The organism is Micromonospora violae (assembly GCF_004217135.1).
Taxonomy (GTDB): Bacteria; Actinomycetota; Actinomycetes; order Mycobacteriales; family Micromonosporaceae; genus Micromonospora; species Micromonospora violae.
The window spans coordinates 4,912,780-4,936,424 of record NZ_SHKK01000001.1 but is presented as its reverse complement, the minus strand read 5'-3'; the positions used below and the strand labels follow the sequence as shown (position 1 = coordinate 4,936,424).

Annotated in this window: 31 protein-coding genes; all 31 read left to right on the top strand. The window is 67.7% G+C overall.

Annotated elements, in window-relative coordinates; translation table 11 throughout:
• The first annotated feature begins 80 nt into the window (after window positions 1-80).
• Window positions 81-3,968, top strand: a complete 3,888-nt coding sequence (locus EV382_RS22015) for a DNA-directed RNA polymerase subunit beta' (RefSeq protein WP_130404741.1) — start codon at window positions 81-83, stop codon at window positions 3,966-3,968.
• A gap of 94 nt (window positions 3,969-4,062) precedes the next feature.
• Window positions 4,063-4,431, top strand: a complete 369-nt coding sequence (locus tag EV382_RS22010; protein WP_130404739.1) for a hypothetical protein — start codon at window positions 4,063-4,065, stop codon at window positions 4,429-4,431.
• Between the two features lie 687 nt (window positions 4,432-5,118).
• Window positions 5,119-5,499 carry a hypothetical protein gene (locus EV382_RS22005; RefSeq protein ID WP_130404737.1) on the top strand — a complete coding sequence of 127 codons (381 nt, stop codon included), beginning with the start codon at window positions 5,119-5,121 and terminating at the stop codon, window positions 5,497-5,499.
• Between the two features lie 507 nt (window positions 5,500-6,006).
• Window positions 6,007-6,381, top strand: a complete 375-nt coding sequence (gene rpsL, locus EV382_RS22000; protein ID WP_007465318.1) for a 30S ribosomal protein S12 — start codon at window positions 6,007-6,009, stop codon at window positions 6,379-6,381.
• Window position 6,382: 1 nt separating this feature from the next.
• Entirely contained in the window at window positions 6,383-6,853 is a 471-nt protein-coding gene (rpsG, locus tag EV382_RS21995; RefSeq protein WP_007465317.1) for a 30S ribosomal protein S7, read from the top strand.
• Between the two features lie 74 nt (window positions 6,854-6,927).
• Window positions 6,928-9,024: an elongation factor G gene (fusA, locus tag EV382_RS21990; RefSeq protein ID WP_130404735.1), complete on the top strand. Its 2,097-nt coding sequence runs from the start codon at window positions 6,928-6,930 to the stop codon at window positions 9,022-9,024.
• Between the two features lie 212 nt (window positions 9,025-9,236).
• Window positions 9,237-10,430 (top strand): elongation factor Tu, encoded by a 1,194-nt coding sequence (gene tuf / locus EV382_RS21985; protein WP_130404733.1) that lies wholly within the window; start codon window positions 9,237-9,239, stop codon window positions 10,428-10,430.
• Window positions 10,431-10,780: 350 nt separating this feature from the next.
• The gene (gene rpsJ / locus EV382_RS21980) at window positions 10,781-11,089 is read left to right on the top strand and encodes a 30S ribosomal protein S10 (RefSeq protein ID WP_007073037.1); all 309 of its coding nucleotides are present in this window, start codon (window positions 10,781-10,783) and stop codon (window positions 11,087-11,089) included.
• 11 nt (window positions 11,090-11,100) lie between these two features.
• A complete protein-coding gene (rplC, locus tag EV382_RS21975) occupies window positions 11,101-11,766 on the top strand; it encodes a 50S ribosomal protein L3 (protein WP_130404731.1) in 666 nt (221 codons plus the stop codon).
• Window positions 11,763-12,413: a 50S ribosomal protein L4 gene (gene rplD, locus EV382_RS21970; RefSeq protein WP_030489587.1), complete on the top strand. Its 651-nt coding sequence runs from the start codon at window positions 11,763-11,765 to the stop codon at window positions 12,411-12,413. The genes rplC and rplD overlap by 4 nt, the downstream gene beginning before the upstream one ends.
• Entirely contained in the window at window positions 12,410-12,712 is a 303-nt protein-coding gene (gene rplW / locus EV382_RS21965) for a 50S ribosomal protein L23 (protein WP_007465304.1), read from the top strand. Before rplD ends, rplW begins: the two co-directional genes overlap by 4 nt.
• Window positions 12,713-12,724: 12 nt before the next feature.
• Window positions 12,725-13,564, top strand: a complete 840-nt coding sequence (gene rplB, locus EV382_RS21960) for a 50S ribosomal protein L2 (protein WP_030329891.1) — start codon at window positions 12,725-12,727, stop codon at window positions 13,562-13,564.
• 12 nt (window positions 13,565-13,576) lie between these two features.
• Window positions 13,577-13,858, top strand: coding sequence for a 30S ribosomal protein S19 (rpsS, locus tag EV382_RS21955; protein WP_007465299.1), 282 nt, complete (start codon window positions 13,577-13,579; stop codon window positions 13,856-13,858).
• Window positions 13,859-13,899: 41 nt separating this feature from the next.
• A complete protein-coding gene (gene rplV / locus EV382_RS21950; RefSeq protein WP_007465297.1) occupies window positions 13,900-14,358 on the top strand; it encodes a 50S ribosomal protein L22 in 459 nt (152 codons plus the stop codon).
• Window positions 14,358-15,227, top strand: coding sequence for a 30S ribosomal protein S3 (gene rpsC / locus EV382_RS21945; protein ID WP_091402401.1), 870 nt, complete (start codon window positions 14,358-14,360; stop codon window positions 15,225-15,227). Before rplV ends, rpsC begins: the two co-directional genes overlap by 1 nt.
• A 3-nt stretch (window positions 15,228-15,230) precedes the next feature.
• Entirely contained in the window at window positions 15,231-15,656 is a 426-nt protein-coding gene (gene rplP, locus EV382_RS21940) for a 50S ribosomal protein L16 (protein ID WP_007465292.1), read from the top strand.
• Window positions 15,656-15,892: a 50S ribosomal protein L29 gene (rpmC, locus tag EV382_RS21935; protein WP_007465283.1), complete on the top strand. Its 237-nt coding sequence runs from the start codon at window positions 15,656-15,658 to the stop codon at window positions 15,890-15,892. The genes rplP and rpmC overlap by 1 nt, the downstream gene beginning before the upstream one ends.
• Window positions 15,889-16,167 (top strand): 30S ribosomal protein S17, encoded by a 279-nt coding sequence (gene rpsQ, locus EV382_RS21930; RefSeq protein WP_030329894.1) that lies wholly within the window; start codon window positions 15,889-15,891, stop codon window positions 16,165-16,167. Before rpmC ends, rpsQ begins: the two co-directional genes overlap by 4 nt.
• Before the next feature lie 97 nt (window positions 16,168-16,264).
• Window positions 16,265-16,633: a 50S ribosomal protein L14 gene (rplN, locus tag EV382_RS21925; protein ID WP_007073026.1), complete on the top strand. Its 369-nt coding sequence runs from the start codon at window positions 16,265-16,267 to the stop codon at window positions 16,631-16,633.
• The gene (gene rplX, locus EV382_RS21920; protein ID WP_007465276.1) at window positions 16,630-16,950 is read left to right on the top strand and encodes a 50S ribosomal protein L24; all 321 of its coding nucleotides are present in this window, start codon (window positions 16,630-16,632) and stop codon (window positions 16,948-16,950) included. Before rplN ends, rplX begins: the two co-directional genes overlap by 4 nt.
• Window positions 16,950-17,516, top strand: coding sequence for a 50S ribosomal protein L5 (rplE, locus tag EV382_RS21915; protein WP_030329896.1), 567 nt, complete (start codon window positions 16,950-16,952; stop codon window positions 17,514-17,516). The genes rplX and rplE overlap by 1 nt, the downstream gene beginning before the upstream one ends.
• Window position 17,517: 1 nt before the next feature.
• On the top strand, window positions 17,518-17,703 hold the full coding sequence (locus tag EV382_RS21910) for a type Z 30S ribosomal protein S14 (RefSeq protein WP_007465272.1): 186 nt from the start codon (window positions 17,518-17,520) through the stop codon (window positions 17,701-17,703).
• A 116-nt stretch (window positions 17,704-17,819) separates the two neighbouring features.
• Entirely contained in the window at window positions 17,820-18,227 is a 408-nt protein-coding gene (gene rpsH / locus EV382_RS21905; RefSeq protein WP_007465270.1) for a 30S ribosomal protein S8, read from the top strand.
• Between the two features lie 16 nt (window positions 18,228-18,243).
• On the top strand, window positions 18,244-18,786 hold the full coding sequence (gene rplF, locus EV382_RS21900; protein WP_130404729.1) for a 50S ribosomal protein L6: 543 nt from the start codon (window positions 18,244-18,246) through the stop codon (window positions 18,784-18,786).
• Window positions 18,783-19,172 carry a 50S ribosomal protein L18 gene (gene rplR / locus EV382_RS21895; RefSeq protein ID WP_091402381.1) on the top strand — a complete coding sequence of 130 codons (390 nt, stop codon included), beginning with the start codon at window positions 18,783-18,785 and terminating at the stop codon, window positions 19,170-19,172. The genes rplF and rplR overlap by 4 nt, the downstream gene beginning before the upstream one ends.
• Before the next feature lie 33 nt (window positions 19,173-19,205).
• A complete protein-coding gene (gene rpsE / locus EV382_RS21890) occupies window positions 19,206-19,820 on the top strand; it encodes a 30S ribosomal protein S5 (RefSeq protein WP_013288621.1) in 615 nt (204 codons plus the stop codon).
• Window positions 19,820-20,002: a 50S ribosomal protein L30 gene (gene rpmD / locus EV382_RS21885; RefSeq protein ID WP_030329904.1), complete on the top strand. Its 183-nt coding sequence runs from the start codon at window positions 19,820-19,822 to the stop codon at window positions 20,000-20,002. The genes rpsE and rpmD overlap by 1 nt, the downstream gene beginning before the upstream one ends.
• Entirely contained in the window at window positions 20,002-20,445 is a 444-nt protein-coding gene (gene rplO / locus EV382_RS21880) for a 50S ribosomal protein L15 (protein ID WP_130404727.1), read from the top strand. The genes rpmD and rplO overlap by 1 nt, the downstream gene beginning before the upstream one ends.
• 233 nt (window positions 20,446-20,678) lie before the next feature.
• Window positions 20,679-22,007, top strand: a complete 1,329-nt coding sequence (gene secY, locus EV382_RS21875; protein WP_130404725.1) for a preprotein translocase subunit SecY — start codon at window positions 20,679-20,681, stop codon at window positions 22,005-22,007.
• Window positions 22,008-22,661 (top strand): adenylate kinase, encoded by a 654-nt coding sequence (locus tag EV382_RS21870; protein WP_088950228.1) that lies wholly within the window; start codon window positions 22,008-22,010, stop codon window positions 22,659-22,661.
• A gap of 87 nt (window positions 22,662-22,748) precedes the next feature.
• Entirely contained in the window at window positions 22,749-23,600 is an 852-nt protein-coding gene (gene map, locus EV382_RS21865) for a type I methionyl aminopeptidase (protein ID WP_130404723.1), read from the top strand.
• Window positions 23,601-23,645 lie beyond the last annotated feature (45 nt).

The following is a 23,645-nucleotide window of genomic DNA, read 5'->3' as shown; positions in this document are numbered from 1 at the left end:
GGTGAGCGGTCGGGGGCCGGCTCACCGGCCCCCGACCCCACCCGAGAATTAGCAGTACAGACGACGACATAGGGGACATAGTGCTCGACGTCAACTTCTTCGACGAGCTGCGCATTGGTCTCGCCACCGCCGACGACATCCGTCAGTGGTCGCACGGCGAGGTCAAGAAGCCTGAGACCATCAACTACCGCACCCTGAAGCCGGAAAAGGACGGGCTCTTCTGCGAGAAGATCTTCGGTCCGCAGCGGGACTGGGAGTGCTACTGCGGTAAGTACAAGCGCGTCCGGTTCAAGGGCATCATCTGTGAGCGCTGCGGCGTCGAGGTGACCCGCTCCAAGGTTCGCCGTGAGCGGATGGGGCACATCGAGCTCGCCGCTCCGGTGACCCACATCTGGTACTTCAAGGGCGTTCCGAGCCGGCTGGGCTACCTGCTGGACCTCGCGCCCAAGGATCTCGAGAAGATCATCTACTTCGCCTCGTACGTCGTGACGAGCGTTGACGCCGAGTCGCGTCACCGTGACCTCTCGACGATCGAGAACGAGATCCTGGCCGAGAAGCGGCAGTCCGAGAACAGCCGCGACTCGGAGATCGAGAAGCGGGCCGCCAAGCTCGAGGCCGACCTGGCCGAGCTGGAGGCCGAGGGTGCCAAGGCGGACGTCCGGCGCAAGGTCAAGGAGGGCGGAGAGCGCGAGATGCGCCAGATCCGCGACCGGGCCCAGCGCGAGATCGACCGCCTGGACGAGGTGCTGGACACCTTCCGCAAGCTGGAGCCGAAGCAGCTGGTCACCGACGAGCTGCTCTACCGCGAGCTGCGCGACCGGTTCGGTGAGTACTTCACCGGTTCCATGGGTGCCGAGGCGATCAAGGCGCTGGTCCAGAACATGGACCTCGACGCCGAGGCCGAGAGCCTGCGGGAGACCATCCGGTCCGGCAAGGGCCAGCGGAAGATCCGGGCGCTCAAGCGACTCAAGGTCGTCGCGGCGTTCCTGAACACCCGCAACTCGCCGCTCGGCATGGTGCTGGACTGCGTCCCGGTCATCCCGCCGGACCTGCGCCCGATGGTGCAGCTCGACGGTGGCCGCTTCGCGACCTCGGACCTGAACGACCTGTACCGCCGCGTGATCAACCGGAACAACCGCCTCAAGCGGCTGATCGACCTCGGCGCGCCCGAGATCATCGTCAACAACGAGAAGCGGATGCTCCAGGAGGCCGTCGACGCGCTGTTCGACAACGGCCGTCGTGGTCGGCCGGTCACCGGTCCGGGTAACCGCCCGCTCAAGTCGCTGTCCGACATGCTCAAGGGCAAGCAGGGCCGCTTCCGCCAGAACCTGCTGGGCAAGCGCGTCGACTACTCCGGCCGTTCGGTCATCGTGGTCGGCCCGAAGCTCAAGCTGCACCAGTGCGGTCTGCCCAAGCAGATGGCACTGGAGCTGTTCAAGCCGTTCGTGATGAAGCGGCTGGTCGACCTCAACCACGCACAGAACATCAAGTCCGCCAAGCGGATGGTCGAGCGTCAGCGCCCGGTCGTGTGGGACGTGCTGGAAGAGGTCATCGGCGAGCACCCCGTGCTGCTCAACCGCGCGCCGACCCTGCACCGCCTGGGCATCCAGGCCTTCGAGCCGCAGCTGGTCGAGGGCAAGGCGATCCAGATCCACCCGCTGGTCTGCACCGCGTTCAACGCCGACTTCGACGGTGACCAGATGGCGGTGCACGTGCCGCTGTCCGCCGAGGCCCAGGCCGAGGCGCGGATCCTGATGCTGTCGTCGAACAACATCCTCAAGCCGGCCGACGGTAAGCCGGTCACCATGCCCACCCAGGACATGGTCATCGGTCTGTACCACCTCACCCACCTCACCGCCGGTGAGAAGGGCGAGGGCCGGGCGTTCAGCTCGGACGCCGAGGCGCGGATGGCCTTCGACAACGGCGAGCTGCACCTGCAGGCGCCGGTGAAGATCCGTCTGCGTGACGTGATCGGGGTCGACAACGGATCCGGTGCCGAGGCGTGGACCGCCCCGGAGGGCTGGGTCGAGGGTGACCCGCTGACCGTGGAGACCACCCTGGGTCGGGTGCTGTTCAACGAGACGCTGCCGCAGGGCTACCGCTTCGTGAACTACGAGATCCGCAAGGGTCAGCTCTCCGCGATCGTCAACGACCTCGCCGAGCGCTTCCCCAAGGTGGCGCTGGCCGCCACCCTGGACGGGCTCAAGGAGGCCGGTTTCCACTGGGCCACCTGGTCCGGCGTGACGATCGGCATGGAGGACGTCATCGCTCCGCCGCGCAAGGCGGAGATCCTGGCGCGGTACGAGAAGGACGCCGACCAGATCGACAAGCAGTACCAGCGTGGTCTGATGACCGCCGAGGAGCGTCGCGGCGAGCTCATCGAGATCTGGACCAAGGCGACCAACGAGGTTGCCAAGGAGATGGACACCGCGCTGCCGCAGGAGAACCCGCTGTGGAAGATGATCAACTCGGGTGCTCGCGGTAACCTGCTCCAGCTCCGGCAGATCGCGGCGATCCGTGGTCTGGTGGCCAACCCCAAGGGTGAGATCATCCCGCGGCCGATCAAGGCCAGCTACCGGGAGGGTCTGTCCGTGCTGGAGTACTTCATCTCCACGCACGGTGCCCGTAAGGGTCTCGCCGACACCGCGCTGCGGACCGCCGACTCGGGTTACCTGACCCGTCGTCTGGTGGACGTCTCGCAGGACGTCATCATCCGCGAAGAGGACTGCGGCACCGACCGGGCGATCCCGATGCAGATCGGCGAGCGGCTGGACGGCAAGCTCGTCGTCCACACCCACGCCGAGACCAGCGTGCACGCCCGTACCCTCGCCGACGACATCAAGGGGCCGGACGGCACCGTGGTCGCCGAGCGCGGGCAGGACATCAACTCCATCGGGGTCGACAAGATCGTCGCCGCTGGCGTGGAGACCGTCCGGGTGCGCAGCGTGCTCACCTGTGAGTCGAAGCTGGGCGTCTGCGCGGCCTGCTACGGCCGGTCGCTGCCGACCGGCAAGTCGGTCGACATCGGCGAGGCGGTCGGCATCATCGCCGCCCAGTCCATCGGTGAGCCCGGTACGCAGCTGACGATGCGTACCTTCCACACCGGTGGTGTCGCGGGTGAGGACATCACCCAGGGTCTGCCGCGTGTGCAGGAAATCTTCGAGGCTCGGGTCCCGAAGGGTAAGGCGCCCATCGCCGACACCCCCGGTCGGATCCGGATCGAGGACGGCGAGCGCTCGCGGAAGATCATCGTGGTGCCGGACGACGGCAGCGACGAGATCGTCTACGACAAGATCTCGAAGCGGGTCAAGCTCCGTACCCACGACGGCGGTCACGTCGCGGTCGGCGAGAAGCTGACCGAGGGCACCATCGACCCGCACGAGTTGCTGCGGATCATGGGTCCGCGGGCGGTCCAGGTCCACCTGACCAGTGAGGTCCAGGAGGTCTACCGCTCGCAGGGTGTGCTCATCCACGACAAGCACATCGAGATCATCATCCGCCAGATGCTCAAGCGGGTGACGGTCATCGACTCCGGCTCGACCGAGTTCCTGCCGGGCGTGCTCGTCGACCGGGCGCTGTTCGAGTCGGAGAACCGCCGGCTCGTCTCGGAGGGCGGCGAGCCCGCCGCTGGTCGTCCGGTGCTGATGGGTATCACCAAGGCCTCGCTGGCCACCGACTCCTGGCTCTCGGCGGCCTCCTTCCAGGAGACCACCCGGGTGCTGACCGACGCTGCGATCAACTCGCGCAGCGACTCGCTGGTCGGCCTCAAGGAGAACGTGATCATCGGTAAGCTCATCCCGGCCGGTACCGGCATCAGCAAGTACCGCAACGTCCGGGTCGAGCCGACCGAGGAGGCCAAGGCCAAGGTCTACTCGATGACCGGTTACCCGGAGACCGACTACGGGTTCGGGCCGGCCAGCGGGCAGGCCGTGCCGCTGGACGACTTCGACTTCGGGTCGTACCGCTAAGCACCAGTCACACGACGAGGCCCCCGGTGAAAGCCGGGGGCCTCGTCGTGTCCGTGCCCACCCACCCCCGGGCCGGGTTCGGCATGATGGAGGGATGACGACCGCACCCGGGCAGGTGTCCGTCGCCCAGCAGGGGCTGCGCCACCCGCTGGACCCGGACCCGGCCCGCGCCACGAAGGCACGGGCGGTCTTCGCGCTGGGCCTGCTCGGCATGCTGACCGGGCTGTTCATCGGTGGCGTGGTGCCGGCCACGGTGGCCCTGCAACTGGCCCGGCAGGCGCGCCGCGAGGCGTACGCCTCCGGGGGTTTCCTGACCGGCAGCGTCTGGCTGCGACGGGGGGAGTGGATGGCCTGGGCCGGCCTGCTGCTGGTCGCGGTCAGCGTGGTGGCCGCGGTGGTGATCGGTGTGGTCCGGTTGGCCGGCACCCCGTTCGGTCACGACTACCCGACGAACATGGACTGAGTCGTCGGTGGCCGCGCCCGACGCGGGCGGCAGTGCGCGCGACGGTAGCCTGGCCGGTGTCCGCCGTGTGGCGTGGCGGCCTTTCGACAGGAGGACCTCGTGACGGAACCGGCGCGGCCCCCTGCGGACGAACCGGCCGGCCCACCGGACCCGCCGACCCCTCCGTCCGAGCCGAGTGACTGGGCGCGACCGGACCCGAGTGGCCCGTCACACCCGCCGGTGTCGCCCCCGCAGCCTCCGGCACCAGACACCGCGTGGGGCACGACCACCGCGCCTGGCTCCGGCCAGCCGTCCCCGGTCTCCAGCGCGCCGACGTCGACGCCGCAGGGATGGGGCCCGCCGTCGTCCGGGCCGGGTGCGCCGCCCGGGTGGGGTCCGCCCTCGTTCGGGCCGGGAACGCCGCACGGCTGGGGTCCGCCGCCGTCGAATCCCGGTGTACCGCCGGGCTGGAGTCCGCCGTCGTCCGGGCCGGGTATGCCGCCGGGGTGGGGTCCGCCGCCGGGTGCGCCGTACGGCTCGGGTCCGCCCTCGTCCGGGCCCGGTGCGCCGCCCGGGTGGGGTCCGCCGCCACCGCCGGGAGCGCCGTACGGCTGGGGTCCGCCGCCGGGGCACGCGCCCGGGTGGGGTGGCCCGCAGGGGGGTCCGGTAGCGCCGCCCACCGACGACCAACGCCGGCCGCCGAAGCGGGTGGAGGCGGTTTCGGGTACGCCGTTCGGCGTCGTGCACCTGGACGTGGCGCCGGTCACCTCCGGGCTGGCCATCGGGGCGCTGGTGGCGGGGATCGCATCGGTCCTGGTCTCGCTCCTGGTGATCTGCTTCGGAGTGGGCTTCTCGAACGACGGCGGGGCCTGGGCCTCCGGAGCGTTCACCGCGCTGGGGGTGCTGGCCGGCGGTGCGGCGGTCGTCATCGGGCTGCTCGGCCGGCGGCAGATCAGCCGGCCGGCCGCGCCCGGGACGGTCCAGTTCACCGGCCGTGGGCTGGCGATGGCCGGGATCAGCTGCGGCGCGGTGGGGGCATTGCTCAGCGTCCTTGGCCTGGGTCTGGCCCTGCTGCTCGCCCTGACCTGAGGGTGAGCACCGACAGCTGCGGCACCTGACGGTCGCCTGCGGCGGGCTTCCGGTGGCCCCTCGGGGCCGATGGGTGCTTCTGCGGGGTAGCCGGTACACTTGTCCGCGTAGGTGCCCATCGCGGGCGACGGGGCAGGACGAGATCCGGCCGGCGGGTGTGAGACAGTCGCCGGGCCATTCCGTTTTGACCTGGGCGGTTGTGGTAGGTACTCTTTCCCCTTGTGCCCGGGCGTGCCCGGGCAACTCGTGCGTGCGCTGTTTCCGGCTTACGGACGGCGGCACGGCAGGCCAAGGATCCGGGGCGGGGCGACCCGCGCGCCGGTGACAAAACCCGGTACGCACGCGAAAGCGTCGCAACCGGGCCGTGACGAGGGCGACACGCCCGACCGCGGGTGCCGGGGTCTCCGCAAGGCGACCCTGGTCGGAATGTAGGAGAGCCGGTCATCAGGCCGGCTAACGAGCAGACGGCGCGGTCGCGAATGCGGCCGAAGGGAGCGGAGAAACCCGGTGCCCACGATCCAGCAGCTGGTCCGAAAGGGCCGCCAGGCGAAGACGACCAAGACCAAGACCCCGGCGCTGAAGGGTTCCCCTCAGCGGCGCGGCGTGTGCACCCGCGTGTACACCACCACCCCGAAGAAGCCGAACTCGGCGCTGCGCAAGGTCGCTCGCGTGAAGCTCAGCAGCCAGATCGAGGTGACCGCCTACATCCCCGGCGTCGGTCACAACCTGCAGGAGCACTCGATCGTGCTCGTTCGCGGTGGCCGGGTGAAGGATCTCCCCGGCGTGCGTTACAAGATCGTTCGCGGCTCGCTGGACACCCAGGGTGTCCGCAACCGCAAGCAGGCGCGCAGCCGTTACGGCGCGAAGAAGGAGAAGAGCTGACATGCCGCGTAAGGGACCCGCTCCGCGGCGGCCACTGGTCGCTGACCCGGTGTACAACTCGCCGCTGGTCACCCAGCTGGTGAACAAGATCCTGCTGCGCGGCAAGCGTCAGCTCGCCGAGTCGATCGTGTACGCGGCCCTCGAGGGCTGCCGCGAGAAGTCCGGCACCGACCCGGTCGTCACCCTCAAGCGGGCGATGGACAACGTCAAGCCGACCCTCGAGGTGCGTAGCCGTCGAGTCGGTGGCGCCACCTACCAGGTTCCGGTCGAGGTCCGCCCGACCCGGGCGACCACCCTGGGCCTGCGCTGGCTGGTCACCTACTCCCGCGCCCGCCGCGAGAAGACCATGGTCGAGCGGCTGATGAACGAGCTGCTGGACGCGAGCAACGGCCTCGGTGCCGCCGTCAAGCGGCGCGAGGACACGCACAAGATGGCCGAGTCGAACAAGGCCTTCGCGCACTACCGCTGGTAACACCCTGGTTCCGGCGCCTCTGGGCGCCGGAACCGCCACCAGTTGAGTCGAGACGACGATAAGTAGGGATTGAAGTGGCCGCCGCAGACGCGCTCGCCAACGTACGCAACATCGGCATCATGGCGCACATCGATGCCGGTAAGACCACGACCACCGAGCGAATCCTGTTCTACACCGGCATCACGTACAAGATCGGTGAGGTCCACGAGGGCGCCGCCGTCATGGACTGGATGGAGCAGGAGCAGGAGCGTGGTATCACCATCACCTCCGCTGCTACCAAGTGTGAGTGGAAGGGCCACACGATCCAGATCATCGACACGCCTGGCCACGTCGACTTCACGGTCGAGGTCGAGCGGTCGTTGCGCGTCCTGGATGGTGCGGTAGCCGTTTACGACGGTGTCGCCGGCGTGGAGCCGCAGACGGAGAACGTCTGGCGGCAGGCCGACAAGTACAACGTCCCGCGTATGTGCTTCGTCAACAAGCTCGACCGCACCGGTGCCGACTTCTTCCGCTGCGTGCAGATGATGATCGACCGGCTGAACGCCACCCCGCTGGTTCTCCAGATCCCGATCGGGCTCGAGGGTGACCACATCGGTGTCGTCGACCTGATCGGCATGCGCGCCCTCACCTGGCGCGGGGAGACCCAGAAGGGTGAGGACTACGCGGTTGAGGAGATCCCGGCCGAGCTGGCCGACTCCGCCGCCGAGTGGCGCGAGAAGCTGATGGAGACCCTCGCCGACGTCGACGACGCGGTGATGGAGAAGTACCTGGAGGGCGACGAGGTCTCCGTTGAGGAGATCAAGGCCGCTGTCCGGCGTGCCACCATCGCCGGCAAGGCCAACCCGGTGCTGTGCGGCTCGGCGTTCAAGAACAAGGGCGTCCAGCCCATGCTCGACGCCGTTGTCGACTTCCTGCCGTCGCCGCTGGACGTTCCGGCCATCGAGGGTACGGCCCCCGACGGCGAGACCCCGCTGCTGCGTAAGCCGTCCAACTCGGAGCCCTTCTCCGGTCTGGCCTTCAAGATCCAGACGGACAAGCACCTGGGCAAGCTCACCTACGTGCGGGTCTACTCCGGCACGCTCGATTCCGGTTCCCAGGTGGTCAACTCCACCAAGGACCGCAAGGAGCGGATCGGCAAGATCTACCAGATGCACGCCAACAAGCGGGAAGAGCGTCCGTCGGCGCAGGCCGGCGACATCATCGCCGTGCAGGGTCTCAAGCAGACCACCACCGGCGACACTCTCTCCGACCCGGCGAACCCGGTCATCCTGGAGTCGATGACGTTCCCGGAGCCGGTCATCTCGGTGGCGATCGAGCCGAAGACCAAGTCCGACCAGGAGAAGCTGGGCACGGCCATCCAGCGCCTGGCCGAGGAGGACCCGACCTTCCGCGTCCAGTTGGACGAGGAGACCGGTCAGACGGTCATCTCCGGCATGGGTGAGCTGCACCTGGACATCCTGGTCGACCGGATGCGCCGCGAGTTCAACGTCGAGGCCAACGTCGGCAAGCCGCAGGTGGCGTACCGCGAGACCATCCGCCGCAAGGTGGAGAAGGTCGAGTACACCCACAAGAAGCAGACCGGTGGTTCGGGTCAGTACGCCCGCGTGATCGTGAGCGTCGAGCCGCTTCCGCTGGACAACGAGTCGCCGACCTACGAGTTCGCCAACGCCGTCACCGGTGGCCGCATCCCCCGGGAGTTCATCCCCTCGGTGGACGCGGGTGCGCAGGACGCGCTTCAGTACGGCGTCCTGGCCGGCTTCCCGCTGGTCGGCGTGAAGCTGACCCTGCTGGACGGCCAGTACCACGAGGTCGACTCGTCGGAAATGGCATTCAAGATCGCCGGCTCGATGGTGATGAAGGACGCGGCCCGCAAGGCCGATCCGGCACTGCTCGAGCCGATGATGGCCGTTGAAGTCACCACTCCTGAGGAGAACATGGGTGACGTCATCGGTGACCTCAACTCCCGCCGCGGCATCATCCAGGCGATGGAGGAGCGCAGCGGCGCCCGCATCGTCCGGGCCCTGGTGCCGTTGTCGGAGATGTTCGGCTACGTCGGCGACCTGCGGTCGAAGACCCAGGGCCGGGCTAGCTACAGCATGCAGTTCGACTCCTACGCCGAGGTTCCGCAGAGCGTCGCGAAGGAGATCATCGCGAAGGCAACGGGCGAGTAAAGCCCTGAGCAGGTGATTCGTGGTCGGTCGCGGGAGGTTTCACCCGCCCGCGGCCACCACGATCGGATCGCGTGAGACCGGGCCTGTAGGCTTCATCGCCGCAGAACCCACAAAGGCTCTCCGGCCGTCAGGCCGGAAAGGCTGTCGACAGAGTCCTAAGCGCCGACCGGCGCGCCGGGCGTACGAACCAAGAAGTCCACAGGAGGACACCAGTGGCGAAGGCTAAGTTCGAGCGGACTAAGCCGCACGTCAACATCGGCACCATTGGTCACATCGACCACGGTAAGACGACGCTGACGGCGGCCATCACCAAGGTCCTGCACGACCAGTACCCGGACCTGAACCCTTACACGCCGTTCGACGAGATCGACAAGGCGCCGGAGGAGAAGGCCCGCGGTATCACGATCTCGATCGCGCACGTCGAGTACCAGACCGAGTCGCGGCACTACGCGCACGTCGACTGCCCTGGGCACGCCGACTACATCAAGAACATGATCACCGGTGCCGCCCAGATGGACGGCGCGATCCTGGTGGTCGCGGCGACCGACGGCCCGATGCCGCAGACCCGCGAGCACGTGCTGCTGGCCCGTCAGGTCGGTGTGCCGTACATCGTCGTGGCGCTCAACAAGAGCGACATGGTCGATGACGAGGAGCTCCTGGAGCTCGTCGAGCTCGAGGTCCGTGAGCTGCTCTCCTCGCAGGAGTACCCGGGTGACGACCTGCCGGTCGTCCAGGTCTCCGCGCTGAAGGCGCTCGAGGGCGACCCGGTGTGGACCGCGAAGCTGCTTGAGCTGATGAGCGCGGTCGACACCGCGATCCCGCAGCCGGAGCGCGAGACCGAGAAGCCGTTCCTCATGCCCGTCGAGGACGTGTTCACGATCACCGGTCGTGGCACCGTCGTCACCGGTCGTGTCGAGCGTGGCGTGCTGCTCCCGAACGAGGACGTCGAGGTTGTCGGCATCCGCGAGAAGGGCTTCAAGACCAAGGTCACCGCGATCGAGATGTTCCGGAAGACCCTGGACGACGCCCGCGCAGGCGAGAACGTCGGTCTGCTGCTGCGTGGCACCAAGCGCGAGGACGTCGAGCGCGGCATGGTCGTCATCAAGCCGGGCACCACGACCCCGCACACGGAGTTCGAGGCGACGGTCTACATCCTCTCCAAGGAGGAGGGCGGCCGGCACACCCCGTTCTTCCAGAACTACCGTCCGCAGTTCTACTTCCGGACCACGGACGTCACCGGTGTCGTCACCCTCCCCGAGGGCACCGAGATGGTCATGCCTGGTGACAACACGTCCATGGCGGTGAAGCTGATCCAGCCCATCGCCATGGAGGAGAACCTCAAGTTCGCGATCCGCGAGGGTGGCCGCACCGTCGGCGCCGGGTTCGTCACCAAGATCGTCAAGTGAACTAGGTAACCCCGATTAGACCCGCCGCCGGTCGTGCGGCATACTAGTCAGGTTGCGTAACGACAGTTCGTCGCCTGTGTTCGGCTTCCGCTGAACCTCCGGGTGGCGAGACAGTCGAGCGTAGGGTGGTTGGCGGCCCAGTCGCCAACCACCCTCGCACGGCGTTCAGGTCGCGGTAATGCGATCGGCGCCTTGACCCACCGCGCGGTCAGCACCACTCCGGAACCACGGGGCGGAGCTCGGCCCGAGGGCGCGACACGCCCGACCGCGGGGGTCGGCGAAGTGGGCCTGTGCCAGCCGGTACAGGCGCCCGCAACACAGCGGCATCGAGAGAAGGAACAGAAGCCACCATGGCGGGACAGAAGATCCGCATCCGGCTCAAGGCCTATGACCACGAGGTCGTCGACTCCTCGGCTCGGAAGATCGTCGAGACGGTGACGCGCACCGGGGCGCAGGTCGCGGGCCCGGTGCCGCTGCCCACGGAGATCAACCGTTTCTGCGTTATCCGCTCGCCGCACAAGTACAAGGACTCGCGCGAGCACTTCGAGATGCGCACGCACAAGCGGCTGATCGACATCATCGACCCGACCCCGAAGACGGTCGACTCGCTCATGCGCCTCGACCTGCCGGCTGGCGTCGACATCGAGATCAAGCTGTAGGGACCGGACAAATGGACAGGCAAGTCAAGGGGATCCTGGGCGCCAAGCTCGGCATGACCCAGGTCTGGGACAACAACCGTGTTGTCCCCGTGACCGTGGTCGAGGCCGGCCCGTGCGTCATCAGCCAGGTTCGTAGCGCCGAGAAGGACGGTTACTCCGCGGTCCAGCTCGCGTACGGCACCATCGACCCGCGCAAGGTCAAGAAGCCGATCAGCGGGCACTACGCCAAGGCGGACGTGGCGCCGCGCCGGCACATCGTCGAGCTGCGCACCACGGACGCTGGGGAGTACTCGCTCGGCCAGGAAATCACGGTCGACGAGTTCCCGGCCGGCGTCACCATCGACGTCACCGGCAAGACCAAGGGCAAGGGCTACGCCGGCCCGATGAAGCGGCACGGCTTCCACGGTCTGCGCGCCAGCCACGGTGTCGAGCGCAAGCACCGCTCGCCCGGCTCCATCGGCGCCTGCGCCACTCCGGGTCGTGTCTTCAAGGGCACCCGGATGGCCGGCCGGATGGGTGGCGTGCGGTACACCGTGCAGAACCTCACCGTCCAGGCGGTCGACACCGAGAACAACCTGCTGCTCGTCCGGGGTGCCATTCCTGGTCCCAAGGGCGCGCTCGTTCTGGTCCGTACCGCGGCCAAGAGCAAGGTGAAGAAGGGCGGTGCGGCCAAGTGACCACCGTTGACGTGCGCACCGTCGAAGGCACCACCAGCGGCTCGGTCGAGCTGCCGGAGGACATCTTCGACGTGCAGGCCAACGTCGCGCTGATGCACCAGGTCGTGGTGGCCCAGCTCGCGGCGGCCCGACAGGGCACGCACAAGGCCAAGACCCGCGGCGAGGTCGCCGGTGGCGGCAAGAAGCCGTACAAGCAGAAGGGCACCGGTCGCGCCCGGCAGGGCTCGATCCGCGCGCCGCAGTTCGCCGGCGGTGGCGTCGTGCACGGTCCCGTGCCGCGCGACTACAGCCAGCGGACCCCGAAGAAGATGAAGGCCGCCGCTCTGCGGGGTGCCCTCTCCGACCGGGCCCGCGCCGGGCAGGTGCACGTCGTCGAGGCGTTCGTCTCGGGCGAGAAGCCGTCGACCAAGGCGGCCCTGGCCACGCTGACCAAGCTCACCGAGGCCCGTCGGGTCCTGGTCGTGCTGAGCAGCACCGACGAGCTGAACTGGGTGTCGCTGCGCAACGAGCCGCGGGTGCACCTGATCGAGTCCGGCCAGCTGAACACGTACGACGTGCTGGTGGCCGACGACGTGGTCTTCACCAAGGACGCCCTGGACGAATTCCTGGGCGTGCCCGCCGAGACCACCGAGGAGGGTGGCAAGTGAGCACCATCGCCGACCCGCGCGACATCATCGTGGCGCCGGTCGTCTCGGAGAAGAGCTACAGCGAGCTGAACCGGAACTGGTACACCTTCCTGGTGCACCCGGACGCGAACAAGACCGAGATCAAGATCGCTATCCAGCAGATCTTCAACGTCCGCGTCCTGACGGTCAACACGCTCAACCGCCAGGGGAAGCGCAAGCGCACCAAGACCGGCTTCGGTCAGCGCAAGGCGACCAAGCGGGCGATCGTGAAGCTGGCTGACGGTGACCGCATCGAGGCCTTCGGCGGCCCGGTCAGCTGAGGGGTGTAGACAATGGCTATCCGTAAGTACAAGCCGACGACGCCGGGCCGACGTGGCTCGAGTGTCGCTGACTTCGCCGAGATCACCCGGTCCACGCCGGAGAAGTCGCTGCTGGCTCCGTTGCCGAAGAAGGGCGGGCGTAACGCCCACGGCCGGATCACCACGCGGCACCACGGTGGCGGTCACAAGCGCCAGTACCGTCTGATCGACTTCAAGCGGGTCGACAAGGACGGCGTGCCGGCGAAGGTCGCTCACATCGAGTACGACCCGAACCGCACGGCGCGCATCGCGCTGCTGCACTACGCCGACGGCGAGAAGCGGTACATCATCGCGCCGAAGGACATGAAGCAGGGCGACCGCGTCGAGTCCGGTCCGGGCGCCGACATCAAGCCGGGTAACAACCTGCCGCTGCGCAACATCCCGGTCGGTACCACGATCCACAACGTGGAGCTGCGTCCGGGCGGCGGCGCCAAGCTGGCCCGTTCCGCAGGCGTCGGCATCCAGCTGCTCGGCCGCGAGGGCGCGTACGCGACCCTGCGCATGCCGTCCGGTGAGATCCGGCGGGTGGATGTCCGCTGCCGCGCCAGCATCGGCGAGATCGGCAACGCCGACCAGTCGAACATCAACTGGGGTAAGGCCGGCCGGATGCGGTGGAAGGGCAAGCGCCCGACCGTCCGTGGTGTCGCCATGAACCCGGTCGACCACCCGCACGGTGGTGGTGAGGGTAAGACCTCCGGTGGTCGCCACCCGGTCAACCCGCAGGGTAAGCCCGAGGGCCGCACCCGCCGTAAGGGCCAGCCGAGTGACCGGCTGATCGTCCGCCGCCGCTACGCCACGCGTAAGCGCGGCTGAGGGAGATAAGACATGCCTCGCAGCCTGAAGAAGGGCCCGTTCGTCGACGACCACCTGCTCAAGAAGGTGGAAGTTCAGAACGACAAGGGCTCCAAGAACGTGATCAAGACCTGGTCGCGGCGCTCGACGATCATCCCGGAGATGCTGGGGCACACGATCGCCGTGCATGACGGACGCAAGCACGTCCCGGTGTTCGTGACCGAGGCGATGGTCGGGCACAAGCTCGGCGAGTTCGCGCTGACCCGCACGTTCAAGGGTCACGAGAAGGACGACCGGAAGAGCCGTCGGCGCTGACGCCGCGGGCATACGGATAGAGGGAACAAGGGGTTACAGCGATGCCAGGAAAGGGCGACGCTCCGGTGCTTCCGGGCGCGCGGGCGGTTGCGCGGCACGTGCGCATCTCGCCGATGAAGGCGCGCCGGGTGGTCAACCTCGTCCGCGGCCTGCCCGCGAAGGAGGCGCTCACGGTGCTGCAGTTCGCGCCGCAGGCTGCGAGCGAGCAGGTGTACAAGGTGCTCGCTAGCGCGATCGCCAACGCGGAGAACAACGAGCGGCTGGACCCCGACGCGCTGCTCGTCAGCGAGGCCTTCGTGGACGAGGGCCCGACGATGAAGCGGTTCCAGCCGCGGGCGCAGGGTCGGGCGTACCGAATCCGCAAGCGCACCTGCCACATCACCGTGGCGGTCGAAGCGGTCGCGCCGGCAGCGCCGAGGAAGGCCGCGGCGAAGAAGGCCGCCCCGGCCACGGAGGCCGCACCGGCCGAAGCGCAGAGCAAGACGGAGGACGCCGAGTAATGGGTCAGAAGGTTCACCCCACTGGGTTCCGGCTCGGCATCTCGACCGACTGGAAGTCACGCTGGTTCGCGGACAAGCTCTACAAGGACTACATCGGCGAGGATGTCAAGATCCGCCGCATGATGTCCAAGGGCCTCGAGCGTGCCGGGATTTCCAAGGTCGACATCGAGCGCACCCGCGACCGGGTCCGCGTCGACATCCACACCGCCCGGCCGGGCATTGTCATCGGCCGTAAGGGTGCGGAGGCCGACCGGATCCGCGGCGAGCTGGAGAAGCTCACCGGCAAGCAGGTTCAGCTGAACATCATCGAGGTGAAGAACCCCGAGTCGGACGCTCAGCTGGTCGCGCAGGGCGTGGCCGAGCAGCTGTCCAGCCGGGTCAGCTTCCGTCGGGCGATGCGCAAGGCCATGCAGTCGGCGATGAAGAACCCGGTCTGCAAGGGCATCCGGGTTCAGGTTTCGGGTCGCCTCGGCGGCGCCGAGATGAGCCGCACCGAGTTCTACCGTGAGGGCCGGGTTCCGCTGCACACGCTGCGGGCCAACATCGAGTACGGCTTCTTCGAGGCCCGTACCACGTTCGGTCGGATCGGTGTGAAGGTCTGGATCTACAAGGGCGACGCCGTCCCGGGCCGGGAGGCTCCGGCCGAGGCCGGTCCGTCCCGCCCGCGTCGTGGTGAGCGCGGCGACCGTCCCGAGCGTCCGCGCCGTGGCCGGTCGGGTTCGTCCGGCACCACGGCTGGTGGCACCGAGGCCGGCCGGGCTGCTGCGACCACCATCGCGCAGCAGGCCGAGACGCCGAGCGGCGAGCCGGTCGACAGCGCAGCTGTCGCCGCCACTGCTGCTCCGGCAGAAACGCAGCAGGAGGGCTGACAGATGCTGATGCCGCGCAAGCCCCCGAAGGGCTTCCGCAAGCCGCACCACCCGGACCGCAGTGGCGCGTCCAAGGGTGGTAACCGGGTGGTGTTCGGCGAGTTCGGGATCCAGGCTCTCGAGCCGGCGTACGTGACGAACCGGCAGATCGAGTCGGCACGTATCGCGATGACTCGCCACATCAAGCGTGGTGGCAAGGTCTGGATCACGATCTTCCCGGACCAGGCCCTCACCAAGAAGCCTGCCGAGACCCGGATGGGTTCCGGCAAGGGTTCGCCCGAGTGGTGGGTCGCCAACGTCAAGCCGGGGCGGGTTCTCTTCGAGATGTCCTTCCCCAACGAGCAGATCGCGCGAGAGGCCATGCGTCGCGCGATCCACAAGCTCCCGATGAAGTGCCGCATTGTTACGCGCGAAGTGGGTGAATCCTGATGGCAGCGGGCGTTAAGGCGACCGAGCTGCGTGAGCTCTCCGAGGAGGAGCTGGTCACGAAGCTGCGGGAGGCCAAGGCGGAGCTGTTCAACCTCCGCGTGCAGGCCGCAACCGGGCAGCTGGACAACAACCGGCGGTTGCAGGTCATCCGTCGGGAGATCGCCCGGATCTACACGATCATGCGCGAGCGCGAGCTGGGGCTCTCGGCCGCGCCGACTGAGGTGACTGCATCATGACCGAAGAGACCGCCACCGCCGCCGCGCGGTCCCGCCGCAAGGTCCGTGAGGGCCTGGTGGTCAGCGACAAGATGGACAAGACCGTCGTGGTCGAGGTCGAGGACCGGGTTCGGCACGCGCTGTACGGCAAGATCATGCGTCGTACGAGCAAGCTGAAGGTGCACGACGAGCAGAACGCCGCTGGCACCGGTGACCGGGTTCTCATCATGGAGACCCGGCCGCTGAGCGCCACCAAGCGTTGGCGGATCGTGGAGATCCTGGAAAAGGCCAAGTAGCGAAGGCTCGAGCTCGCCCGGCGTTGCGTCGGGCGTTGGTTCCGCCAGGCTCCGGCCGCTACGGCGGCCGGAGAACCGGCAGACATAGGAGATAGACGTGATTCAGCAGGAGTCGCGACTGCGCGTCGCCGACAACACGGGTGCTCGGGAGATCCTGTGCATCCGGGTTCTCGGTGGCTCGGGTCGGCGCTACGCGAGCATCGGCGACGTCATCGTGGCCACGGTCAAGGACGCCATCCCGGGTGCCGGTGTGAAGAAGGGCGACGTCGTCAAGGCGGTCGTCGTTCGCACGGCCAAGGAGAAGCGCCGTCCGGATGGCTCGTACATCCGCTTCGACGAGAACGCCGCCGTCATCATCAAGGACGGCGGGGACCCGCGTGGAACCCGTATCTTCGGCCCGGTGGGCCGGGAGCTGCGGGACAAGCGGTTCATGAAGATTATTTCCCTCGCGCCGGAGGTGTTGTGACCGTGAAGGTCAAGAAGGGCGACACGGTCGTCGTCATCGCCGGCAAGGACAAGGGTGCCAAGGGCAAGGTCATTGCGGCCTACCCGCGGCAGGACAAGGTCCTGGTCGAGGGCGTGAACCGGGTCAAGAAGCACACCCGCATCAGCACCACCCAGCGTGGCGCCAAGACCGGCGGCATCGTCACTCAGGAGGCCCCGATCCACGTCTCGAACGTGCAGGTCCTGGACTCCGACGGCAAGCCGACCCGCGTCGGTTACCGGATCGACGACAACGGCCAGAAGGTCCGCATCGCGCGTAGCACCGGTAAGGACCTGTGATGACCACGGCTACCGAAAAGACCCTGCCGCGCCTCAAGGAGCGGTACCGCAACGAGATCGTGGCCCAGCTGCGTGAGCAGCACAGCTACGGCAACCCCATGCAGGTGCCGCGGCTGGTCAAGATCGTCGTCAACATGGGTGTCGGCGAGGCTGCTCGCGACGCCAAGCTGATCGATGGTGCGGTCCGCGACCTCGCCACGATCACCGGCCAGAAGCCGCAGGTGCGGCGGGCGACCAAGTCCATCGCGCAGTTCAAGCTCCGCGAGGGCATGCCGATCGGCGCGAAGGTCACCCTTCGTGGCGACCGGATGTGGGAGTTCCTGGACCGGCTGCTCTCCATCGCGCTGCCGCGTATCCGCGACTTCCGCGGCTTGGACGGGCGCAAGCTGGACGGGCACGGCAACTACACGTTCGGTCTGACCGAGCAGTCGGTGTTCCACGAGATCGACCAGGACAAGATCGATCGGCAGCGGGGCATGGACATCACGGTGGTTACGACCGCCACGACCGACGACGAGGGCCGGGCGCTGCTCAAGCTCCTGGGCTTCCCGTTCAAGGAGAACTGAGATGGCCAAGAAGGCGCTGATCATCAAGGCGGCCGCGAAGCCGAAGTTCTCGGTTCGCGCGTACACCCGCTGCCAGCGGTGCGGGCGTCCGAAGGCGGTCTACCGCAAGTTCGGGCTCTGCCGGGTCTGCATCCGGGAGATGGCTCACCGCGGTGAGCTGCCGGGCGTGTCCAAGGCTTCCTGGTAAGGGCGACCGCGTCCCGGCCGTCGGCTGGGAACTCCTGCACCGATTAGGTATTGCTCTTCGCCGTAGGCCCGGGGCTGATGCCCCGGGAACCCCGGCGAGAAAGGCTGACGAAATCCATGACGATGACCGACCCGATCGCAGACATGCTCACGCGTCTGCGTAACGCCAACCAGGCGTACCACGATCAGGTGAAGATGCCCTACTCCAAGATCAAGGCGAACATCGCCGAGGTCTTGAAGGCCGAGGGTTACATCGCCACCTGGTCGGTCGAGGAGCCCGAGGAGGGCGCCGTCGGCAAGCGACTGGTCGTCGAGCTGAAGTACGGCCAGAACCGCGAGCGGAGCCTGGCCGGCATCAAGCGCGTGTCCAAGCCCGGTCTCCGGGTGTACGCCAAGTCGGACGGGCTCCCACGGGTGCTCGGTGGGCTGGGCGTGGCGATCATTTCGACGTCCCAGGGGCTGCTGACCGACCGGCAGGCCCGCAAGCGGAGTGTTGGCGGGGAAGTCCTCGCCTTCGTCTGGTAACGGGAGACAGGTAGAAATGTCGCGAATTGGACGTAAGTCGATCCCGGTACCAGCCGGCGTCGATATCACGATCGACGGGCAAACCGTCAAGGTCAAGGGGCCCAAGGGCCAGCTTGAGCACACCCTCGCCGAGCCGATCACGATCGAGCGGGCCGAGGATGGGCAGCTGAGCGTCAACCGGCCGAACGACGAGCGCAAGGCCAAGGAACTCCACGGCCTGAGCCGTACGCTGATCGCCAACATGATCGTCGGGGTCACCGAGGGCTACCGCAAGAGCCTGGAGATCGCCGGCACCGGTTACCGGGTCACCGCCAAGGGTTCGGACCTCGAGTTCGCGCTCGGGTTCTCGCACCCGGTGGTCGTGTCCGCCCCGGCGGGCATCACCTTCACGGTGGAGCGGCCGACCCTGTTCCACGTGGCTGGCATCGACAAGCAGCAGGTCGGTGAGATCGCCGCCAACATCCGGAAGATCCGCCCGCCGGAGCCCTACAAGGGCAAGGGCGTCAAGTACCAGGGCGAGGTCATCCGCCGCAAGGCTGGAAAGGCAGGTAAGAAGTGAGCGCCACGCTGCTCAAGCGCCGCCGCGGTGTCGCCGCCAAGCGCGCCGTTGGGCGTGCGCGTCGACACTTCCGCGTCCGCAAGAACGTCAGCGGTACGGCCGAGCGTCCGCGCCTGGTCGTCACCCGCTCGCTGCGGCACATGGTCGCCCAGGTCGTCGACGACACCAAGGGTCACACCCTGGCGTCGGCGTCGACCCTGGACGCCTCGCTGCGCGGTGCGGAGGGCGACAAGAGCGCCCTGGCTGGCAAGGTGGGCGCGCTGCTCGCCGAGCGGGCCAAGGCCGCCGGCGTCTCCAAGGTCGTCTTCGACCGCGGTGGCAACCGGTACGCGGGGCGAGTCGCCGCGCTTGCCGACGCCGCCCGCGAAGCCGGGCTCGAGTTCTAACAACCCCGTCACGAGAGAGAAGGAAGGCTGCTGATGCCAGGTCAACAGCGCCGTGGCGGCGGGTCCGGTGGCAACGAGGGTGGTCGCCGCGACAACCGCCGTGAGGGCGGCCGCGGAAACGCGCCCGTCGAGAAGACCCCGCACCTTGAGCGGGTCGTCGCGATCAACCGCGTCGCCAAGGTCGTGAAGGGTGGTCGTCGCTTCAGCTTCACCGCCCTGGTGATCGTGGGCGACGGCGACGGCACGGTCGGCGTGGGCTACGGAAAGGCCAAGGAGGTGCCCGCGGCCATCGCCAAGGGTGTCGAGGAGGCCAAGAAGCACTTCTTCAAGGTCCCGCGGATCGGTCAGTCGATTCCGCACCCGGTGACGGGTGAGGACGCTGCCGGTGTGGTGCTGCTCAAGCCGGCCTCGGCCGGTACGGGTGTCATCGCCGGTGGACCGGTGCGTGCCGTGCTGGAGTGCGCCGGGATCCACGACGTGCTCTCCAAGAGCCTCGGCTCGTCGAACCCGATCAACATCGTGCACGCCACCGTGGCGGCCCTGAAGGGGCTTGAGTCCCCCGAGCAGGTCGCGGCGCGTCGTGGTCTGCCGGTGGAGGACGTCGCGCCGGCCGCCATGCTGGCGTCGCGGGCGGGGGTGGCGTCCTGATGGCACGCCTGAAGGTCACCCAGCTCCGGTCCGGTATCGGGACCAAGCAGAACCAGCGTGATTCGCTGCGTTCGCTCGGTCTCAAGCGGATCAACGACGTGGTGGTCAAGGAGGACCGGCCCGAGATCCGCGGCATGATCTTCACGGTCAACCACCTCGTGAAGGTCGAGGAGGTCGAGTAATGACGATCAAGGTGCACCACCTGCGCCCGGCGCCCGGTTCCAAGACCGCGAAGACCCGTGTGGGTCGCGGTGAGGGTTCCAAGGGCAAGACCGCTGGTCGCGGTACCAAGGGTTCCAAGGCCCGCAAGAACATCTCGGCGGCGTTCGAGGGTGGGCAGATGCCCATCCACATGCGCCTGCCGAAGATGAAGGGCTTCAAGAACAAGTTCAAGGTGGTCTTCCAGGTGGTCAACCTGGACCGACTCGCTGAGCTGTTCCCGAACGGTGGCCAGGTCGGCCCGCTGGAGCTGGTTGAGTCCGGCGCGGTCCGCAAGGGTCACCCGATCAAGGTCCTCGGCACCGGGGACCTCGGCGGTGTGGCGCTCCAGGTGTCTGCGCACGCGTTCAGTGCGTCGGCCAAGGAGAAGATCGCCGCTGCCGGTGGCTCCGCCACCGAGCTGTAAGGCGTACGAACCATGGCGCTCGTCCAGTTGAGAACAACTGGCGGGCGCCATGGTCTGCCTGGGGCCTGAGCGCCCGGTAACATCGGAATCGATTTATGTAGTCGGGCGCATCTGCCCGGACCGGGGTGAGGCTGTTAGAGTCCCATCCCAGCCATGGAATGCGGGCACTCGCCCGTGATCCACCCCGACCCGCCAGGGATCACCGGCGGCCCGCCTCGCGCAGGAGGAAGAAGTTGCTGTCCGCCTTTCTCAGTGCGTTCCGTACGCCTGACCTGCGCAAGAAGCTGCTGTTCACAGTAGGCATCATTGCGGTCTACCGGCTGGGTGCAACGCTCCCCAGCCCGGGCGTCTCGTACGGCAACGTGCAGAAGTGCCTCGACACCATCCAGGGTGACACCACCGGGGTGGTGAACCTTCTCAACCTCTTCTCCGGCGGAGCGCTGCTCCAGCTCTCGGTCTTCGCGCTGGGCATCATGCCCTACATCACCGCGTCGATCATCCTGCAGCTGCTGACCGTCGTGATCCCGCGCCTGGAGCAGCTCCGCAAGGAGGGCCAGGCCGGTCAGGCGAAGATCACCCAGTACACGCGCTACCTGACCCTCGGCCTCGGTGTGCTGCAGGCGTCGGCGTTCGTGGCCCTGGCCCGCTCGGGCCAGCTGTTCCAGAACCGCTGCGACCAGTTCCCGATCATCCCGACGGGCACCGGCATCCCGGACTGGCTGACGCTGTCCATCCTGGTGATGACGATGACCGCCGGCACCGGCATGGTCATGTGGCTCGGTGAGCTGATCACCGACCGTGGCGTCGGCAACGGCATGTCCGTCCTGATCTTCACCTCGATCGCGGCGCGGCTGCCCAGCGAGGGTTGGCAGATCAAGACCAGCAAGGGCTGGGACATGTTCGCCCTGGTCATCGTGCTGGTCCTGGTGGTCATCACCGCGGTCACCTTCATCGAGCAGGCGCAGCGCCGGATCCCGGTGCAGTACGCCAAGCGGATGATCGGCCGGCGGATGTACGGCGGCACCTCGACCTACATCCCGCTCAAGGTGAACCAGGCGGGTGTGATCCCGGTCATCTTCGGCTCGTCGCTGCTCTACCTGCCGCAGCTGGCGCTGCAGTTCTTCGACCAGACCGACCCGGGCAAGACGCAGGCGTGGATCCAGAACAACCTGGTCAACCCGAGCAGCCCGATCTACATCTCGGTCTACTTCCTGCTGATCATCTTCTTCACGTACTTCTACGTCTCGATCACGTTCAACCCGACCGAGGTCGCGGACAACATGAAGAAGTACGGCGGGTTCGTGCCGGGCATCCGGCCGGGCAAGCCGACCGCCGACTACCTGGACTTCATCCTCAGCCGGATCACCCTGCCGGGCGCGATCTACCTGGGTGTCATCTCGATCCTGCCGAACTTCTTCTTCATCTGGCTGGACAACCAGCAGTACCAGAACTTCCCGTTCGGCGGCACCGCTGTGCTCATCATGGTCGGCGTCGGTCTGGAGACCGTGAAGCAGATCGAGAGCCAACTCATGCAGCGGAACTACGAAGGGTTCCTGCGGTAGATGAGACTCGTTCTGGTTGGCCCGCCGGGCGCGGGCAAGGGCACGCAGGCCGAGTTCATCGCCGCGCACCTCTCGGTGCCGAAGATTTCGACCGGAGACATCTTCCGGTCGAACGTCACCCAGGGCACGCCGCTCGGTGTCGAGGCGAAGCGGTACATGGACGCGGGCGAGCTGGTTCCGGACGAGGTCACCATCAACATGGTCCGGGACCGGCTGGCCGAGCCCGACGCCAGCGAGGGTTTCCTGCTCGACGGCTTCCCGCGGACGACTCCGCAGGCGGCCGCTCTGGACAAGCTCCTCGCCGATCTGGGCACCGCCCTGGATCTGGTCCTGGAGCTGGTCGTCGACGACGACGAGGTGATCCGGCGGCTCTCCGGTCGGCGTACCTGCCGGGGCTGCGGCAAGATCTGGCACGTCGAGTTCGACGCCACCACCCGGCCGGGGATCTGCGACAGGTGCGGCGCCGAGCTGTTCCAGCGCGACGATGACAAGCCGGAGACGATCGCCACGCGGCTTCGCGAGTACAGCGAGAAGACCGCACCCCTGGTCGACTACTACGGCGCTCAGGGCAAGCTGGTCGGGATCGACGCCACCGGCCCGGTGGAGGACGTCACCACCCGGGCCATCGACGCGCTGCGGTCGTACGGCGGCTGAGGTCCCGCCGGGCCACGGCGGATAGAGTGCGAACAGCGGGGTACGCGTTATGTGCCCCGCTGAACGGCCACGAAAGGTAATCGCTCCATGCGTCGTCCCCAGCTGGACATCCAGCTGAAGAGCCCTGACCAGATCGAGAAGATGCGCGCCGCCGGGTTGGTGGTGGCCGAGGCGCTTCGCCGGATGCGGGAGGCTGTCGCCCCCGGCGTGAGCACCGCCGATCTGGATGCCATCGCCGAGGCGACCATCCGCGAGGCGGGTGCCGTTCCGTCGTTCAAGGGCTACCACGGTTTCCCGGCGTCGATCTGCTCCTCCGTCAACGAGCAGATCGTGCATGCCATCCCGTCGCCGAAGCAGGTGCTCCAGGACGGTGACCTGATCTCCATCGACTGCGGCGCGGTGCTGAACGGCTGGCACGGCGACTCCGCGATCACGGTCGGGGTCGGCGACGTCGACCCGGCGCTGCTGAAGATGGCCGAGGTCGCCGAGGACGCGATGTGGGCCGGCATCGCCGCCGCGGCGCGCGGCGCGGCCAGCGGCAAGGGCCGCCTCACCGACATCTCGCACGCGGTGGAGACCGCCGTCCGCAAGGGTGGTCGGTACGGCATCGTCGACGGTTACGGCGGGCACGGCATCGGCACCGAGATGCACCAGGACCCGCATGTGCTCAACCACGGTCGGCCGGGCAAGGGTCCGCGACTGGTCCCCGGAATGGCGCTGGCCATCGAACCGATGATCACGATGGCGTCCCCGCGTACCGTCGAATTGGCCGACGGCTGGACGGTCGTCACCCGGGACGGCTCGAGGGCCGCGCACGTTGAGCACTCGATGGCGCTGCTGCCGGACGGGGTCTGGGTGCTCACCGCGTTCGACGGGGGCCGGGCCCGGCTGGGCGATCTGGTCACCGCACGCCAACCAGCCACCTCCAAAACCCCCTAACCCCCGCCACTCCCCGTTGATCATGAAGTTGTTGCGCTGACACGC

Excerpts from the sequence above, each read along its gene's own strand:
- EV382_RS22010 (WP_130404739.1), top strand. The coding sequence starts at position 4,063 with ATGACGACCGCACCCGGGCAGGTGTCCGTCGCCCAGCAGGGGCTGCGC.
- rpsG (WP_007465317.1), top strand. The coding sequence starts at position 6,383 with ATGCCGCGTAAGGGACCCGCTCCGCGGCGGCCACTGGTCGCTGACCCG.
- rpsJ (WP_007073037.1), top strand. The coding sequence starts at position 10,781 with ATGGCGGGACAGAAGATCCGCATCCGGCTCAAGGCCTATGACCACGAG.
- rplC (WP_130404731.1), top strand. The coding sequence starts at position 11,101 with ATGGACAGGCAAGTCAAGGGGATCCTGGGCGCCAAGCTCGGCATGACC.
- rplB (WP_030329891.1), top strand. The coding sequence starts at position 12,725 with ATGGCTATCCGTAAGTACAAGCCGACGACGCCGGGCCGACGTGGCTCG.
- rpsS (WP_007465299.1), top strand. The coding sequence starts at position 13,577 with ATGCCTCGCAGCCTGAAGAAGGGCCCGTTCGTCGACGACCACCTGCTC.
- rplV (WP_007465297.1), top strand. The coding sequence starts at position 13,900 with ATGCCAGGAAAGGGCGACGCTCCGGTGCTTCCGGGCGCGCGGGCGGTT.
- rpsC (WP_091402401.1), top strand. The coding sequence starts at position 14,358 with ATGGGTCAGAAGGTTCACCCCACTGGGTTCCGGCTCGGCATCTCGACC.
- rplP (WP_007465292.1), top strand. The coding sequence starts at position 15,231 with ATGCTGATGCCGCGCAAGCCCCCGAAGGGCTTCCGCAAGCCGCACCAC.
- rpmC (WP_007465283.1), top strand. The coding sequence starts at position 15,656 with ATGGCAGCGGGCGTTAAGGCGACCGAGCTGCGTGAGCTCTCCGAGGAG.
- rpsQ (WP_030329894.1), top strand. The coding sequence starts at position 15,889 with ATGACCGAAGAGACCGCCACCGCCGCCGCGCGGTCCCGCCGCAAGGTC.
- rplE (WP_030329896.1), top strand. The coding sequence starts at position 16,950 with ATGACCACGGCTACCGAAAAGACCCTGCCGCGCCTCAAGGAGCGGTAC.
- EV382_RS21910 (WP_007465272.1), top strand. The coding sequence starts at position 17,518 with ATGGCCAAGAAGGCGCTGATCATCAAGGCGGCCGCGAAGCCGAAGTTC.
- rpsH (WP_007465270.1), top strand. The coding sequence starts at position 17,820 with ATGACGATGACCGACCCGATCGCAGACATGCTCACGCGTCTGCGTAAC.
- rplF (WP_130404729.1), top strand. The coding sequence starts at position 18,244 with ATGTCGCGAATTGGACGTAAGTCGATCCCGGTACCAGCCGGCGTCGAT.
- rpsE (WP_013288621.1), top strand. The coding sequence starts at position 19,206 with ATGCCAGGTCAACAGCGCCGTGGCGGCGGGTCCGGTGGCAACGAGGGT.
- rpmD (WP_030329904.1), top strand. The coding sequence starts at position 19,820 with ATGGCACGCCTGAAGGTCACCCAGCTCCGGTCCGGTATCGGGACCAAG.
- rplO (WP_130404727.1), top strand. The coding sequence starts at position 20,002 with ATGACGATCAAGGTGCACCACCTGCGCCCGGCGCCCGGTTCCAAGACC.
- EV382_RS21870 (WP_088950228.1), top strand. The coding sequence starts at position 22,008 with ATGAGACTCGTTCTGGTTGGCCCGCCGGGCGCGGGCAAGGGCACGCAG.
- map (WP_130404723.1), top strand. The coding sequence starts at position 22,749 with ATGCGTCGTCCCCAGCTGGACATCCAGCTGAAGAGCCCTGACCAGATC.